The sequence below is a fragment of the Brachyspira pilosicoli genome (assembly GCF_008016535.1).
Taxonomy (GTDB): domain Bacteria; phylum Spirochaetota; class Brachyspiria; order Brachyspirales; family Brachyspiraceae; genus Brachyspira; species Brachyspira pilosicoli_A.
Map to the genome: position 1 here is coordinate 14,481 of NZ_SAXY01000032.1, position 15,714 is coordinate 30,194.

19 protein-coding genes are annotated in these 15,714 nt (G+C 24.8%); 4 read left to right on the forward strand and 15 right to left on the reverse strand.

The window, feature by feature from the left end:
• Positions 1–193 precede the first annotated feature (193 nt).
• From EPJ72_RS05080 to EPJ72_RS05110, 7 genes are all read right to left on the reverse strand, one after another.
• Positions 194–703, reverse strand: a complete 510-nt coding sequence (locus tag EPJ72_RS05080; protein ID WP_147731131.1) for a nitroreductase family protein — start codon at positions 701–703, stop codon at positions 194–196.
• Positions 704–726: 23 nt separating this feature from the next.
• The gene (locus tag EPJ72_RS05085; protein ID WP_147731132.1) at positions 727–1,719 is read right to left on the reverse strand and encodes a cobalamin biosynthesis protein; all 993 of its coding nucleotides are present in this window, start codon (positions 1,717–1,719) and stop codon (positions 727–729) included.
• A gap of 19 nt (positions 1,720–1,738) precedes the next feature.
• Positions 1,739–2,332, reverse strand: coding sequence for a histidine phosphatase family protein (locus EPJ72_RS05090; protein WP_147731133.1), 594 nt, complete (start codon positions 2,330–2,332; stop codon positions 1,739–1,741).
• Positions 2,333–2,349: 17 nt separating this feature from the next.
• Complete coding sequence (locus tag EPJ72_RS05095) at positions 2,350–3,240, reverse strand: patatin-like phospholipase family protein (RefSeq protein WP_147731134.1); 891 nt, start codon at positions 3,238–3,240, stop codon at positions 2,350–2,352.
• Positions 3,241–3,266: 26 nt separating this feature from the next.
• Positions 3,267–4,751, reverse strand: coding sequence for a hypothetical protein (locus tag EPJ72_RS05100; protein WP_147731135.1), 1,485 nt, complete (start codon positions 4,749–4,751; stop codon positions 3,267–3,269).
• Positions 4,752–4,823: 72 nt separating this feature from the next.
• A complete protein-coding gene (locus tag EPJ72_RS05105) occupies positions 4,824–5,102 on the reverse strand; it encodes an integrase core domain-containing protein (protein WP_242004930.1) in 279 nt (92 codons plus the stop codon).
• Between the two features lie 43 nt (positions 5,103–5,145).
• Positions 5,146–5,760, reverse strand: coding sequence for a transposase (locus EPJ72_RS05110; protein ID WP_147731137.1), 615 nt, complete (start codon positions 5,758–5,760; stop codon positions 5,146–5,148).
• Positions 5,761–5,981: 221 nt separating this feature from the next.
• Here EPJ72_RS05110 and EPJ72_RS05115 point away from each other — a divergent pair, with 221 nt between their 5' ends.
• Positions 5,982–6,638 carry a DNA-formamidopyrimidine glycosylase family protein gene (locus EPJ72_RS05115; RefSeq protein WP_147731138.1) on the forward strand — a complete coding sequence of 219 codons (657 nt, stop codon included), beginning with the start codon at positions 5,982–5,984 and terminating at the stop codon, positions 6,636–6,638.
• Positions 6,639–6,749: 111 nt separating this feature from the next.
• Positions 6,750–7,166 carry a single-stranded DNA-binding protein gene (locus EPJ72_RS05120; RefSeq protein WP_147731139.1) on the forward strand — a complete coding sequence of 139 codons (417 nt, stop codon included), beginning with the start codon at positions 6,750–6,752 and terminating at the stop codon, positions 7,164–7,166.
• On the opposite strand, the gene tmk is transcribed toward EPJ72_RS05120, so the two are convergent.
• From tmk to EPJ72_RS05145, 5 genes are all read right to left on the reverse strand, one after another.
• Positions 7,135–7,746 (reverse strand): dTMP kinase, encoded by a 612-nt coding sequence (tmk, locus tag EPJ72_RS05125; protein ID WP_147731140.1) that lies wholly within the window; start codon positions 7,744–7,746, stop codon positions 7,135–7,137. The genes EPJ72_RS05120 and tmk overlap by 32 nt on opposite strands.
• Positions 7,747–7,783: 37 nt before the next feature.
• Positions 7,784–8,932 carry a phospho-N-acetylmuramoyl-pentapeptide-transferase gene (gene mraY, locus EPJ72_RS05130; RefSeq protein WP_147731141.1) on the reverse strand — a complete coding sequence of 383 codons (1,149 nt, stop codon included), beginning with the start codon at positions 8,930–8,932 and terminating at the stop codon, positions 7,784–7,786.
• Positions 8,933–9,073: 141 nt separating this feature from the next.
• Positions 9,074–9,874 carry a 7alpha-hydroxysteroid dehydrogenase gene (gene hdhA / locus EPJ72_RS05135; protein ID WP_147731142.1) on the reverse strand — a complete coding sequence of 267 codons (801 nt, stop codon included), beginning with the start codon at positions 9,872–9,874 and terminating at the stop codon, positions 9,074–9,076.
• A 203-nt stretch (positions 9,875–10,077) separates the two neighbouring features.
• Positions 10,078–10,254: a type II toxin-antitoxin system HicB family antitoxin gene (locus EPJ72_RS05140; RefSeq protein WP_147731143.1), complete on the reverse strand. Its 177-nt coding sequence runs from the start codon at positions 10,252–10,254 to the stop codon at positions 10,078–10,080.
• A gap of 2 nt (positions 10,255–10,256) precedes the next feature.
• Positions 10,257–10,499 carry a type II toxin-antitoxin system HicA family toxin gene (locus EPJ72_RS05145; protein ID WP_147731144.1) on the reverse strand — a complete coding sequence of 81 codons (243 nt, stop codon included), beginning with the start codon at positions 10,497–10,499 and terminating at the stop codon, positions 10,257–10,259.
• A gap of 149 nt (positions 10,500–10,648) precedes the next feature.
• On the opposite strand from EPJ72_RS05145, the gene EPJ72_RS05150 reads away from it, so the two are divergent.
• Complete coding sequence (locus tag EPJ72_RS05150) at positions 10,649–10,903, forward strand: DUF4160 domain-containing protein (protein ID WP_147731145.1); 255 nt, start codon at positions 10,649–10,651, stop codon at positions 10,901–10,903.
• Between the two features lie 2 nt (positions 10,904–10,905).
• Positions 10,906–11,151: a DUF2442 domain-containing protein gene (locus EPJ72_RS05155; RefSeq protein WP_147731146.1), complete on the forward strand. Its 246-nt coding sequence runs from the start codon at positions 10,906–10,908 to the stop codon at positions 11,149–11,151.
• 116 nt (positions 11,152–11,267) lie between these two features.
• Here the strand turns inward: EPJ72_RS05155 and EPJ72_RS05160 are convergent, their stop codons facing one another.
• From EPJ72_RS05160 to EPJ72_RS05170, 3 genes are all read right to left on the reverse strand, one after another.
• On the reverse strand, positions 11,268–13,235 hold the full coding sequence (locus tag EPJ72_RS05160; RefSeq protein WP_147731147.1) for a hypothetical protein: 1,968 nt from the start codon (positions 13,233–13,235) through the stop codon (positions 11,268–11,270).
• 66 nt (positions 13,236–13,301) lie between these two features.
• Entirely contained in the window at positions 13,302–13,850 is a 549-nt protein-coding gene (locus EPJ72_RS05165; protein WP_147731148.1) for a hypothetical protein, read from the reverse strand.
• A gap of 131 nt (positions 13,851–13,981) precedes the next feature.
• Positions 13,982–15,655, reverse strand: a complete 1,674-nt coding sequence (locus EPJ72_RS05170; RefSeq protein WP_147731149.1) for a retron Ec67 family RNA-directed DNA polymerase/endonuclease — start codon at positions 15,653–15,655, stop codon at positions 13,982–13,984.
• Between the last annotated feature and the right edge of the window lie 59 nt (positions 15,656–15,714).

A 15,714-nucleotide genomic window follows, 5' to 3' on the forward strand; every position in this document is an offset into this window, starting at 1 on the left:
TATACAGTGAAATTTTTATATTTTAATTATTTGCGGGGACTAGCCCACGCACCCCCAGTTCTTTTATTGGTATAAAAGAACCAAAAGAACTGCATTTTTACTTTAATTTATCTCTTATAATATACTTAATGCATATTATAAAAATATAAATATTGAGAAAATAAATCCTCATAAAATAATCAAATAATTAAAATTAATAAGCCTCATAATGAATTTTGTTTGATTCAAATCTATCAGGCATAGCTACTTCACCATCAGGATAGCCCACAGCAACTATTCCAAGAGGTTTTATATGCTCTGGTAAATTAAACAATTTTATAATATCATTCATTCTCTCTTCACGAGGAGCCACCCCAAGCCATACGCTTCCCAAATCTTTTGCCTTACAAGCAAGCATTAAATTTTCTATTGCAGCAGAACAGTTTTGCTGCCAATAAAGTTTTCCAGATTCATCAGATAAATCTCCGCATACAATAACAGCCAAAGTTGCAGTATATAGCATTTTAGCATAAGGGTGAACATCTGCTATTTTATCTAATGTCTCTCTCTTCTCTATAACTATAAACTCCCAATTTCTTTTATTGTTCGCAGAAGGAGCATACATAGCAGCTTTTAATATATACTCTATCTTTTCTTTTTCAACTGCCTTGTCTTTAATATATTTTCTTATACTTCTTCTTGTAAATAAAATATCTTCTTGCATGAAAAATCCCCCCATATAAATAATTAAAAAAATAATTTATTAAAAATAATTCCAAACAACATAAATAATAGTTTTAAAACTATCAACACAAATAAAGCAATTATAGCTCCCATAATAAGTATTTTATTAGATGCCACTATATGACTAGATTCTAATTTGTTAATAGCATCTCCAACTAAAATTCTATCATGAATCTCAGAACATTTAAAATATTCTCCTCCAAGCTCTATATCCAAAGCCCCCGCAACAGCACACTCCAACCTAGCCTTATTATCATTTCCATCTCTCTTAAAAACTCTAAAAACCTTTTTTATATCATATCCCAAAAGAAAATCAGCAGCCGCATATGATAAAAACGCAAATATAGAAGGTATCATATTAATATAGTATGCAAAATTAATATTAAACATTCCATATTTATCTTTAGCCCTATTTTCATCAATAGCAACATCATTATCTGATGATATATCAGAAAGCATGCATAATATTTTATACATAAAACAAAGAGGTACACCACCTAAAAGAAAGAAAATAGAAGTATATATATAATCTTCCCCAACACTAATAGAAGAATATTCTATAGTCTTTTTAATAATATTTTCTCTATCAATATCATTAACATCTATATTAGTATTTTCTTTTAAAATCTTCTTTGCCTCGTCTAAGTTTACATATTTAACAGAAGAATATATTGAATCGCTAACTTCAAAAGGTTTCCTTATTCCTATAATAATATAAGCCGCTATAAGTTCTATTATAATTCCTAATAAAAAATTAACTTTATATAAAAAATAAAATAAAAAATATGGTATGATAAAAGAGATAAATAAAACTATTAAAGATACTATTATTCCCAAAATAAGCTCTAATGTTTCATTATTTTTATAAACTTTATCTCTTAATAAATATTGCAATTTTTCTACTGGAATCTTTATATATTGAAATATATCAATTTTAAATTTATATACAAAAATATTTAAAAGAAATGATATAGGAAGTATTAATAAAGTTTGCATAAAATTAATTTCCGTTATTTTATAATAAAATTTTTTCTATTATTTTTAAATTGTTATTTTCTATAATTTCGGTAAGATATCCGCAACCATTAGGTAAAAGATAATCATAAAATGGAACTTTTTCTGAACTATTATATTTATCTAATATAGTCATAATTACACCTCCATGTGTAACTACTGCAGTGTAGTTTAAATTATTTTTTTTCATATCTTCTATTATACTTAAATATACATTATAAACTCTATTAAAGAAATCATTAGTTATCTCTCCGCTAGGTACTTCACTTCTCCAAGAACTTTTAATAAACTCTTTATAATAAGGATTATCTTTAAGCTCGCTATAAGTCATACCTTCAAACTTTCCAAATCCTCTCTCTCTTAAATCATTTAAAACTTCATAATTCATATCGTCAAAATATATTTTAGCCGTTTCTGTGCATCTTTTCATAGGGCTTGAATATAATTTATCAAAAGGTTTATATTTATCTATTTTGCTTTTATTTTTTAATAAAGCATTTATACCCTCTTGCCAAAGTGATACATCTGTAGAACCTAACCATTTTTGCTCTGCATTGTTTTTTGTTTGACCATGTCTTATAAATAAAATTTTCATTTTCTGCTCCGTATTTATTAATCATCTATTTTTAAATCATCTATAGCTCTATACAATTTACTCTTTAATCTGCTTCTATCATTATAACTTTTTATATTATAATCTTTAATCTTATCACTCATATAATTAACTTCATCTTCCATAATTTTAAACTCAAATACCGCTTTCAATATCTCCATAGTATCAATATATCCTCTCTCTATTCTGTACATTGCCCCATCTAAAGTAAAATCTAATCCTCCATTAGTGAAAGCACCTATATCTTTATTAGGCACTATCTCATAAACCTTGCAAGTTTCAGACTTCTCCACTATAGCATCTCTATATAAATTAACAACTATAATCTCATCGCACCCATATTCATATAAAGGTGTAAGAGGCAAATTATTCCCATTTAAAAACTCAATCCCCCCATCAACATAATTAACCCCATTAATCTTCTGCCTTCCAAATATTATAGGTATAGCACTTGTAGCCATCATTATCTCTTTTATCTCTTGTATACTTTTTCCATTTAGCTTAAAATACTCGACATCAATATTATGTAAATTTACTGCCGCAGCATATATTGGATATTTGCAATTTGATACAGTTTCTACATTTAAATATTTATCTATAATCTCAAGTAACCCCTCTCTGCTAAATATTCCATTTGCTGATATGCTTTTGTTTCTGCTATCTAGCTTTTTTTTGGATAATATTTTATCTTCTATTTCTTTAGTCCAAATATGCTCTGCTATAGTGTAATCATTCTGTGCCATTAAGCATGCATTCAATACTCCCACAGAAGCTCCCGATATAGCCTTTATCTGTTTGTCAATATTATATTCTCTTAAAGCCTTCCATACACCTATCTCATAGCTTCCAAGTCCTCCGCCGCCTCCTAAAACTAATCCTAATTTATTCATTATATACTCTCCAAAAAATTATACGACTATTTTATCTTACTTAAATAAAGCCCCCAAAAATCATTCAAAAAATCTAAATACTCTTTTTTATTATCATCTTTAGTTTTATCTATCTGCTTAGATATTTTATCCTGATATTTTTTTGTTTTTTCATAAAGCTCTTTTAATCTGTTTTTATATCTATATAATTCTTTATTATTAGAATGCTCTTCAAAATACTTATTTAAATATTTCATAGATTTATCATATTCACTTTTAATTAAATATACTTTTGCAATTTCCTTATAGTCTTTAGTTTTAGACACTTCTTTTACTAATATTTTATATAGAGAATCAATCTTCATATTCAAAATCTCTTTATTATTTCCTTTTATTTTACTAGACTCTAATATAACTTTTAAATACTGTTTTGAAGAATAATACTCTTTTATTAACTCTAAACCATTTTCTAAACTTATAGCTGGTACTTCTATTTTTGTTGATATTATTTTTAATTCATTCATTATTAAAACTATAAGCTCATAATTATTAATAGTTGTTTCATAATCAAAATTTGAAATATTTTTTCCATATTCTTTTATTAAATCAAATTTTATATCTGTTATGTTAGCTTCTATATTTGAAGAAGTAAGTTTCTCTAATATAGATGATACTATATAATTCTCTTCAGAGTTTAATTTTTCTAATTTTTTTACAGCTCCAAGTATAGGAATAAATATTTGAGCCACATCATTATTAATATCAATTAAAGAAAATATTTTATCTATTAAATAAGGCTTTTCAATAAATTTAAGATAAAAATCTTTTAAAGATGTAGAGCCTTCTAAGTTTATATTAAAATCAAATAATATAGACTTAATCATAAAAATATTATCTTTAAATACTAAACTATCTTTTTTATTATTTGAAGTTATGCTATGATACAAATCATTAGATAAGCATATTAATCTCTCTATATCATCCATCTCAATATATTTTAAACCATTATATTCTAATATATTTTTAGAAGCTTTAAACTCTAATAGCTGAACCTTTTTTTCTATATTATCTATTCTGCTTGATTGCTCATCTATCTTATTTAATAAAACATTAAATGACTCTCTAACATTTTCACATACTGCTATTAACTCTTCGTCTATATCTTTTCCTATATTATTAAGTTTATTATTTAAATATATTATTCCCTCATAAGTTATTTTATTTTGTCTTGCTAAAGTTTCTATCATTTTAATAGAAGCATTTTTTACTATAGAGTAATTATAATCAATTTCGTATCTTATCTTTCTATTTTGTCCTGTAATTGTATTTAATATATTTTTAATAAACCCCTGATTAGCAATAAATTGTGTTCTAGATTTTGAAGCACTTAATGATGATACAGCATCCATTGTAAGTTCTGTTAGTTTAGCATAATTATTTTTATATTCTTCTACATTATTTTCTATATATTCTTCTATTATCTTTTTGTCAGATTCTTTTATTTTATTTTCGTAGGGAATAGTTAAATTCATGTATACTCCTTAAAGCACCTTTATTATACTATTTTTGTAACTTTTCCACAATAAACTATAAGATGCATAATGTCATGGAGCCATAGATATTGTACTTTTACTTGCTATAATATTTTTGATTCTTTCTTTGATTGTAATATAACCTAACGAAGAAATCAATCTTTGATTGTTATAAAAATGTGTATATTCTTTTAATTTTTCTCTTAATAATTCTACAGTTATATTTTTATTTAATCGTGAATAAAATTCTCTTTCGTCTATGCCGTGTACTCTTTCTACTACGCCATTGTATCTTGGTGTTGCTATAGGAATATATCTCCTCTCTAATTTATTTTTTAAGACAATATTCATCAAAAATATTTATTTTAGGAGTATTAATACAGCGATAAGTATATTATAATCCATTGTCCGTTTGTATAGCTTGTATCTTAAAAGGTGAAGTTTTTAAGACATATTTTAAGAAAGATAAAGCACTAGAAGGTGTTTTATCTTCATAGATTTCTCTCCAACTATAACGAGTAGCTAAATCTACAGCAGTGAATTGATAAACTGTTTTTCTGCCTAATTTGATATATTTAGTGTCTATTTGAACTATTTTGCCTTCTTTTTGTATTTTAGAGACAAATTTTCGTTTATCATATCGCTTCTTTTTCTTTTTTATTTTGTATCTCCAAAGATTATTTCTTTTTAGTACATTTTCAACGGCAGTAACACCTATCTTAATTCCTTTACGATTTAAATATGCTTTAATATAATGCTTACCTCGATATTCTTTAGTATAGAGTTTAATAATTAAATTAATAGCTTTTTGGTTATTAAAGATATTTGGAGAAGTTTTCGGTCTAGTGCTAAAATTAGCGACAGTTCCAGTGTCTTTATATTTCTTAAGCCAAGTGTAAAAAGTGGATTTATTTATTCTTTCCATCTTTAAAAATCTTTTAATATTTTTAGTTTTTAATGCTTCATCCACTATAAATAATTTAAATTCTGTGCTATAATCTTTTTTCATAGTAGTATCCTTTTATTTGTTTTCTATATCAAAATATTATAACAAGGATACTGCTTTTTTTATACTAAAAAATGTCCAATATCTCACACTCCTAAACACTATAAGATGCATAATTTTAATAAATTACTGCATTATAAAACAATATAACATTTATTCAGATTGCTTTTTTTTATAAAAATGTTAAAATCAAAGTAAACATAATATATACGGGGTTGTAGTGTATGAAAGAACTACCATATTTAATTAATTTGATTAATGCATTAAAGGGTGAAATTTGTTATTCTTATATTAATAATGTTGTTGCTTTAGACAAAAAATACAAAGAGCTTGAAGAAGTTAAAGGACAAAAAATAATAGATGTATTAAGACATGGCGGATATATGCATTTTCAGTTCTCACAAGATGCTATGCTTGTGGACTTGGGTTCTGGAGGTTCTTTTGTACTTACAGAAAATAATACTTATAAAAATGCTATAATAAAATTAGAAACTGATAACGGAAACTTTTTTGTTGTAGATGAAAGTAAAGATAAAGATGATGCTACACATATTATACCTATATGGAAAGATTATACTACAATGCCTCAAGTAGGTTATGACCCTCTCACTAAACAATTTAATTATAATTTATTTTGTCAACTGCTTGCAGATAATACTACAACTGTAGAAAAACTTATTAAAAATCCTCTTATAATAAGCGGTATAGGAGATACTTACGGAGATATGATATTAAAAAGAGCTTCTATCACTAAAAGAACTAAAACTACAGATATAAATAAGGCTAAGGCAAGAGAGATTTTTGATGCTATAAAACAAGTTCTAAGAGAGGCTTCTGGAAACAGAGATGATGAAGAAGAGGGCGAAGATTCTGAAGATTAATATATTTCTAAAAAATTAATAAATTCTAAAAAAATAAAAATAAAATCAGGCATATTTTTTTATAATTTTTGTTTAACTAATACTATAATAAAAAATAAGGAGTAAAAAATTATGTCTGGAAATGCTAATATAATAGTAGTAGAAGGAAGACTAACAAGAGACCCTTCATATATAAAAACTAAAAACGGAAAATCTTTATGCAAGTTTTCTATAGCCAACAATAGATATTATTATGTTAATGGAAGTTTACAAAAAGAGGTTTACTTTTTTGATTTAATAGCTTGGGGATTTACTGCAGAAAAAATCGCTGTTAACCTTCTTAAAGGAAGACATATATTAGTACATGGAGAATTAAGACAGAACTCTTATATTGCTAAAGATGGAACTAGAAAAAACTCTATTTATATACTTGCTCTAGAAGTAAAAAGTTTAGATAAAAAAACTATAGATAAAAATAATTATTATAACAATGCAAATAATCAAATTGTATCAGATGTTATTGAAGAGGGTTTGGAGCAAGCATTTTAGTTTGTTTTAATATATCAATGAGTTCTTTGTGTATATCATCTATAGATTTATCAGCATTAATATGATATATAAAAGGCTCATTAAAACTACTAAATATGCTGTTTACTTTTTTTAGATATTCTTTATTTTCGAATCTATCTATGAAGCCTCTTTTTTCTATGATTCTATTTAAAGATTTTTCTACAGGCAGATGAAAAATAAAGACTATATCTGGAATTAGAATAAAACTTTTATGCATGTTTTTTATTTTTTCTATATCTATACCCTTAGCACCCTGATAGGCAATAGATGAATACATATATCTATCAAGCACTACAGTTTTACCTTCTTCTAAAGCTGGTTTTATCATTAGTCTTATATGCTCTTTTCTATCATCTACAAAAAGCTTTAATTCTCTATCTAAATCCATATCTTTAGAAAGCATAGTATCTCTTAATTTAGCTCCATAGTAGGCGTTTGTTGGTTCAAAAGTGTATATTGTTTCTATATTATTTTCGTTTAATGTTTCTGCTAATTTTTTTGCAATTGTAGACTTACCGCTTCCGTCTATTCCTTCTATAACAATCAATTTTCCTTTCATAAAGCTTTACACCTATATATAAATATTAAATATCGTATTATCTTATTTTCAAAGTTGCTATGCCAATTAAAGCAGTTATTATACCAATTATATAAAACCTAAAAACAACCTGCGTTTCTTTCCATCCAGACTTTTCAAAATGATGATGCAAAGGAGCCATTTTAAATACTCTTTTTTTAAATAGCTTATAGGAAAATACCTGCACAACAACACTAAAAGCCTCAGACACATAAACAGCTCCAACTATCACAAGCAAAAGCTCATGTTTTATAAATAAAGCAATTATCCCTAAAACTCCTCCAAGTGATAAACTACCCACATCCCCCATAAAAACCTGTGCAGGATGAGCATTAAACCATAAAAATCCTAAACCAGCCCCAATTAAAGCACCAACAAATACTGTAACTTCTCCAGCATCGGATATAAAAGGTATTTTTAAATATGTTGAGATTAAAGAGTTACCAGATACATAAGAAAGCACTGCAAAGGCCATAGACATTATTATTAAAAGCCCTATAGCTAAACCGTCAAGTCCATCAGTTAAATTTACAGCATTACTCATACTCACAACCACAAATATAGAAAAAGGTATATAAAGCATCTTTAAGTCTATATAAATATTGCTGAAAAATGGTATAAATAAAGTTGATGAAGGAACCTGTGCAACTTTTACAGCTTCCAAAACACTTATACTCTTCTCCAAATCAAATTTCATTAAAAAAGTTGATTTATCAAAATAATACAAATATATTCCTATTATTAATCCAACAATTACTTGAAATACAATTTTATATTTACCGGGTAATCCCTTAGAGTTTTTGTATTTAATCTTAAGAAAATCATCTAAGAATCCTGCTATAGAAAGTATGATTAAAGATATTGTAAGAAGTATAATTTTTATGTTGTCTAATTTTCCCCATAATAATATACTTATTAACACGCTTCCTACTATAAATATGCCGCCCATTGTAGGTGTACCAGTTTTAACTAAATGAGTTTCTGGTCCATCATCTCTTACAACCTGACCAAAATGCAGCTTCTTTAATTTTTCTATTATACCCGGAGCAAATACCAATACTAAAATTAATGCAGTGGCAACAGCTCCTGCAGTTCTAAAAGTAATATATCTAAAAACATTGAAACCAAAAAAACTTTCTCGAAGCGGATAAAAAATCTCATATATCATAATTAGGAAGCCTTTAAATAAAAATATATTATTATAAGTATAATTTTAGCAAAAAAGTAAAATTATTAAAAATAAACTATTTAATAGTATTATAAATTTATTTTTTGTCAATTAAAATAATTATGTTAATATAAAGTTTTATTATCCCTTTTTCATCATATCCTGATATAATGCGTACATTGGAGAAGGCACTCCAAAACCTCCAGAAACAGGCATAGTCTCTCCTGTAATAAACGAAGATAAATCACTAGCAAAAAATAATACGGCATTTGCTATATCTTCTGTTGTAGCAGGCCTATTTAAAGGAACGTTCTTCAAAAAAGCACTTAAAAACTCTTTTGACATATTCTCCATAGCAGCTTCTGTTGCCACAAATCCCGGAAGCACAGCATTGCATCTTATATTCTCTCTTGCATATTGTACTGCTATATTTTTAGTTAAAAAATTAATAGCATTTTTGGATATACCATAAGCTAATCGAGATATATCCGGAAATAATCCTCCAACAGATGAAATATTAATTATACTTCCTCCCCCATTTGCTTTCATATTTTTTACAGCCGCCTTACAAGGTAAATAAACACTTTTTATATTCTCATTTACAATTTTAAAAAATGTGTCAGTATCTCCATTAATTAAATCTAAATCTTTATTAACATCAGTTGTACCAAAATTATTAACTAGTATATCTATTTTGTTTTCTTTTTTTATAACATCTTCTATCATAGAAGTAAAAGTTTCTTCTTTTGTAGCATCAAAATAAACAACATCTGCCTTACCGCCATTTTTTATAATCTCATCGACTATCTGTTTACCGGCATCAAGTCTTCTTACTGCCAAATAAACCTTAGCTCCATTTTCTGCCAATTTCTTACTGCATTCTAAACCTATACCCCTAGTTGATGAAGTTACTAACGCTATCTTATTTTCTACAAGTTTCATAATAATACTCCTTTATTAAAAACTATCAATTATAATATATACAATATTTTATATAGGTCAACAATATAAATTAGTTTAAGAAATTAAAAATGATAATTTTGATATACTATCTGATACTTTGCCTATAGATGCATTTCAGACTACTATAGATATAATAGTATCTAACTATAAAACACTATAAACTTTAAATAAAATTGCAATATTTATGATTTATTTAATGGTATATTTTTCTCTTCAAAATATAATGCTATAACATTTTTTATTTCTTTTAAAGCTTCCTCTTCTGTTGCTCCAAAAGCACTTATATTATCTAATTCTTCTGATAAAGCTATATAACCCTCATCTTCTTCACTATAAAAAATTTTGATGCTGTATTTCATAATTACTCCTCCAATCTATATTTTTTTACAAGAAATAAAAATTGTTTAACTTGATAAGGTTTCACTTCTCCATTAACATTTTGTATATTAATTAATTCACTAACACCTACTTTAGAATATATTCTATGGCTTCCTCTTTGCCTTTTACATACAAAACCAAAAGACTCTACAATATTACAAAAGTAAGAGTATTTAATATTTTTATTATTGTTTGTAAGTTTAGTTATAACTTCTTTTTTATCCATATTTAATTATAAAGTTATTAAGTATAAAATCAAGTATTCGCCATACGGAATTTCCGCAACAATCTATATCTACTACATTAAAGAACAATAAACCATTTGTAAAAACATAATCTATATGTTAAAATTAATTAAAAAATAAGGACTTAAAAATGCCTGTTATATCAAGATTTTATGGTATCATTATTAAAATGTATTTTCAGCAGAAAGAACATAATCCTCCGCATTTTCACGCTATATATGGTGAGTATGTGGGGGTGATTGATATAAACGAATTAAAAATGATAGAAGGAGATTTACCTAATAAAGCATATTCTCTTGTATTAGAATGGGCTAAAAATAATAAAGATGAACTTTTAAATATGTGGAAGACTCAAAACTTTAAACAATTAGAACCTTTGGAGTAATTATGACTTTCCATAAAATTAAAAATGTTAAAGCTTTGGATAATCTCATTTTAGAGATAATATTTGAAAATGAAGAGATTAAATATTATGATATAAAAAAACTACTCTCTGAACATAAAGAGTTTGAAATTTTGAGAGACAGGAAATTATTCAATCTTGTAAAAGTGGATGTTGGAGGATATGGTATTTCTTGGAATAACGATTTAGATATATCCTGCAACACTTTGTATTACGACTACTCGCCGTAGGGGCACTCCGCACGCCATAGCTTTAACCTATTGCGTATGTACTAGTGTGCGGTTCATTATCGCATATTAGGCAAGAAATAACTAAAAAATTACTAACAGCACCAAAATAGAATCAATCATTTTTTATGTATAACTTTTTTTATTACAAAATGAAAAATTACAGCACTAGATATACTTAAAGAAGTAACTATGTGAGATACAAAAGAATTAAATTCAACAGTTAATACTTTTTTTAAAAAATAAGAAGCTATAGATATAAAAATTGCAATAATATAACCAACAAATATTTTGAAATTATCAGATTTTCTTATATTTTCATCTTTTATTCTTTCTATTTCATCTTTTAATACTTTTATATTATCATTATACAATTCAGTTTCTGTTTCTTTTTCTTTCTTACTTTCTTCTTTTATTCTTTCTATTTCATCTTTTAATACTTTTATATTATCATTATACAATTTAGTTTCTGTTTCTTTTTCTTTCTTACTTTCTTCTTTTATTCTGTTTATTTCATTTTCTAAATTTTTTATATTTTTTTCATATTTAATATTTTTTTCTTTTAATTCTTCTAATTCATCATTTTGTCTTTTAATTTTTTCAACTATTTCATTAGGATCCATATTTATAAGATTAGACCAATTATCCACATCGGCAGCATATGCTAGTAAGAGTTTCTTATTTTCTTCACTTATATTTTGATTATTTATTATATCATTGAATTTGACAATAAGTTCATTTGACATAATATTATTACAATATTCAAATATTATTGTTCTAAAAATTTCTGTGTTTATATTTATATTAGATAAAACATTATCTAATATAATAATTCTAAAAAACTGTTTAATCCACATTATATTAGAGTATGTACATTCATTTTGTTTATAAGGTAATGATATTAAGATAGCTTTTTGATATGTTAAAAATATTTCTTTTATACTTCCTAATTGACTATTTAGGTTTTTTTTAATTTCTTCTTCATAATATTTAATTATTATATAATCATAGTTAGTTTGTTCTTCAGATGGTCTGATTTCTATTTCTCCACTATCAAATAATGTATTTTTATATATATCATTTCTAACACTAGATATCGTATTATATATAGCATCTTGATAATCTACTTTGATTCCTAGTTCATCATTATTAACTATTATATTATATTCTTTTAATCTTAATATTATATTTTCTTTTATTAGAGGTGTAGGAATATCATTAATATTTAAATATTTATTATTTGGATCTAAATATTTTAAATAATAATAAAATGTACCCATAATTATATTTTTATGATTTGCTAAAGCCTTCTTATATTTTTTTATAGCTGTATATATAATTTCCAATGTTTCTTTATGAACTTTAATAATAAATCCATCTTTTTGTAAATGTTGTAATATTAAAATTGAACTCTTATGTCTAATATTATTGCACCAACCTAAAATATTACCTACAAATATATTATCAAGATATATAACAGGAAATTCTTTATTTTTATCTTTATTATGCGATATAGCTTTTATTATAGCTATTCCATGCATTATATGTTCTATTACATAAAAATATTTTTCTTCATTTAAAGTTCTTAATTCTTCTATTAGAATAGCTATTTCTAAATCTATATCCGTAAGACTGTTATTAGTATCATTATCATCTAATAGGTTATTAAAAAAATTATAAAAAATTTCGTTGAAATTAATTGTATTAATATTCTTTAAATTATTTTTAGTTGCAATATGCAATGAATGATCTTTTAAATTATTCCATAAGTCTTGACTTTCAATAATATATGTATTTAATTTGTAAATTTCACTATCTAAAGTTAATCTATATGCATCTTGATATTCATCATACATTATAATATTATCATTTTTAAAATATTCTAAAAAGCTATCAATTATATCTACATCAATGTTGAAATTTTGAAAAAATAACATTACTTCATTTCTTTTATGATAATTTTTATCAATTAAAATATAACTTATTAATGGTTCTAATAATAAAAAATGACTTTTTAGTTTAAGATCTTTTTTATTAAAAAAATTAGATATAACCAACATCAAAATTATTTTTTCTCTAACATCCATATCGACTCCCTTTATTTATATAATATAATATTGTTTAAAAAAATTACACAATTTATAGTTCCTTTTTTACTCCCCTTCTATAATCCTCTTTTCCTCATCATTTAAATTATAAATAGAAAACATCAAATTATCAAGTTGTTTTTCACAAGCTAAAATCTGCCTATTTATCATATTTAAAGAGTTAGGATTTTTTTCTGTATTAACCTTTTTATTAAGCTCAATGATGTTATCAACGAGAACAACTATTTTATCATGCACCTCCTTATGACTTGAGTTACTCAAATCAATAACAGGCATAGGAATTCTTGAAGTTACAGGATTATCAAAGTGCATTGTTCTAATCGCTAAACCAAAAATAAAAATATATACATACCAAGATATTAATTTAGAATTCAAAATTGCTAATATAAATCTTGTATCCAAATTACTAATATTTTCAAGTTGATTTACTGTGTTTAATAAAATATATTCGTCTTTATTATCTAATATACTTGAAGGCATAGCTATAATTTTTATATGTGGTGTAGGGTTCATTATATGAGCTACTATGTTCTGTACTAAAATATAATTATTTTTTATAAGACCTTTATCATTTACAATATATTTTTTCTCCAACTACTCGCCGTAGGGGCTTTCCGCACGTCATAGTTTTATAGCGTATAGTATGTACTAGTGTGCGGTTCATTATCGCATATTAGGCAAAAAATTAATTAACAATTCAATAGTAAAATAAATACGAAACAAAATTATTTATTTTTATAATCTATATTTATTTCGTTAATAATATCAAATATCTTTTTAAAATTAATAAATTCAGATTCTGCTAATTTTCTAACAATATGAATAGCAAATTTATTTTTACTTAAACCTTTTTCACCTATTTTATAAAATATTTTTTTATCTTTATTTTGTATATCTAACTCTAATTTATGACCTTTAAAAGGAGTATTTAAAACTTCATCAGAAAAATAATACTCTATTGATATATATTTTTTATCTGGTAATTCTGGTATTGGAAAATAATATACATTTGGTTCTAAAAATAGATATTGTGCATTTTTTTGTTCAAAGTCATTAACAAATTTTTTATTATCTCTATCAAAAATAATTATAATAGGATTTTTAGGTTTAACTAATTTTGACCTTTTCAAAAACATATTAATTCTATCTAAGAATTTTGTTTCTTTAAACCTTGATAATAATTGATTTAATGAACCTTCACCAGAATTTTTTTGAGAATTAGTTCTTGAGAATGGATTTTTAGTTATTATTTTTAATTTAAACTTATATTCTGATTTAAAATATTTAAATGCTGATTTTATGTATATTTTATCTGTTATTCCTTCAACTAAAATAGTAATATTATTGTTATTAATAAAGTTGTCAAAACAAAAAAAATTTTCTAACATTTTCAATGATAAATCTCTATTATTTTCTATATTAATCTTTCTAATTTGATGAATAAATGCTATTCTACCTTCAACAATTTTTCTTCTTGAAATATAGTCATCTGAGCTAGGATATAATACTAAATGGTCTAGCATTGCTCTAGTTGCTCTTATATACGAACGTTTTATGTTTACTTTTTTATTAGTAATTAATCCTGTAACCTCTTGTCTAGATGTTTTATATTGCATCCTGATTTTTTCAAAATTTATATCAAAATGATTATTATTAATTACTTCTATAATTTTATTACCTAAAAACCATTTTTCTTCATATTCATCAAAATAAGCTATTCCTTTTGGAAATTCTCTTAAATTCGTAGATATAGTAATATCATCAGCATATCTTGTATAAGTAAATCTATATTTTTTTGACAATGAAAATAAATACTTATCTAAACTTAATGCAAGCAAATTTGATATTATCGGAGAACATGGGCTACCTTGTGGCAATTGATTATTATGACATGCTATTTGTGCTATTAATGTTGCTATATCTTCATTTAACTGAAAATATTTATTTTTTATAAAAAATCCTCTTACTCTTCCAAAATTTATACTAGGAAAAAAATCTTTTAAATCTATATTCAAAACATATCTTTTATTTTTATGATATTGAGAATTAGTTATAATTGATTTTTTTCTTATAAATCCATGAGCTAATCTTTTATTAAAATTATTATGCGTAATAGCTATATAACACATATCAAGATTTTTTTTTAAATTGTGTTGGATTCTCTTTAAATGTTCATTTGGAGCAGATATGTTTCTCATACTGCCATTTTTTTTAGGAATTGTAAATTCGTTATACAATGGTTCTTTATTTATGAGTAAAATATAATATATAGTTTTTAATCTGATATCCAACCAATCAGAAAAATCTTTTTTTGATTTACAATTTACTAATTCTTCTAATTTTTTTACAGCTCTTTCAATTTCTTCTTTTTTATACATATTTTCAAATATTAAAAACAAGCTTACAGATACTCTTAAGTAAAACCGCACCAAGCTTGGTGCAAAAAAATAAACAGATA

Coding starts and splice junctions, on each gene's coding strand:
- EPJ72_RS05080 (WP_147731131.1), bottom strand. CDS start 703: ATGCAAGAAGATATTTTATTTACAAGAAGAAGTATAAGAAAATATATT.
- EPJ72_RS05085 (WP_147731132.1), bottom strand. CDS start 1,719: ATGCAAACTTTATTAATACTTCCTATATCATTTCTTTTAAATATTTTT.
- EPJ72_RS05090 (WP_147731133.1), bottom strand. CDS start 2,332: ATGAAAATTTTATTTATAAGACATGGTCAAACAAAAAACAATGCAGAG.
- EPJ72_RS05095 (WP_147731134.1), bottom strand. CDS start 3,240: ATGAATAAATTAGGATTAGTTTTAGGAGGCGGCGGAGGACTTGGAAGC.
- EPJ72_RS05100 (WP_147731135.1), bottom strand. CDS start 4,751: ATGAATTTAACTATTCCCTACGAAAATAAAATAAAAGAATCTGACAAA.
- EPJ72_RS05105 (WP_242004930.1), bottom strand. CDS start 5,102: ATGAATATTGTCTTAAAAAATAAATTAGAGAGGAGATATATTCCTATA.
- EPJ72_RS05110 (WP_147731137.1), bottom strand. CDS start 5,760: ATGAAAAAAGATTATAGCACAGAATTTAAATTATTTATAGTGGATGAA.
- EPJ72_RS05115 (WP_147731138.1), top strand. CDS start 5,982: ATGAAAGAACTACCATATTTAATTAATTTGATTAATGCATTAAAGGGT.
- EPJ72_RS05120 (WP_147731139.1), top strand. CDS start 6,750: ATGTCTGGAAATGCTAATATAATAGTAGTAGAAGGAAGACTAACAAGA.
- tmk (WP_147731140.1), bottom strand. CDS start 7,746: ATGAAAGGAAAATTGATTGTTATAGAAGGAATAGACGGAAGCGGTAAG.
- mraY (WP_147731141.1), bottom strand. CDS start 8,932: ATGATATATGAGATTTTTTATCCGCTTCGAGAAAGTTTTTTTGGTTTC.
- hdhA (WP_147731142.1), bottom strand. CDS start 9,874: ATGAAACTTGTAGAAAATAAGATAGCGTTAGTAACTTCATCAACTAGG.
- EPJ72_RS05140 (WP_147731143.1), bottom strand. CDS start 10,254: ATGAAATACAGCATCAAAATTTTTTATAGTGAAGAAGATGAGGGTTAT.
- EPJ72_RS05145 (WP_147731144.1), bottom strand. CDS start 10,499: ATGGATAAAAAAGAAGTTATAACTAAACTTACAAACAATAATAAAAAT.
- EPJ72_RS05150 (WP_147731145.1), top strand. CDS start 10,649: ATGCCTGTTATATCAAGATTTTATGGTATCATTATTAAAATGTATTTT.
- EPJ72_RS05155 (WP_147731146.1), top strand. CDS start 10,906: ATGACTTTCCATAAAATTAAAAATGTTAAAGCTTTGGATAATCTCATT.
- EPJ72_RS05160 (WP_147731147.1), bottom strand. CDS start 13,235: ATGGATGTTAGAGAAAAAATAATTTTGATGTTGGTTATATCTAATTTT.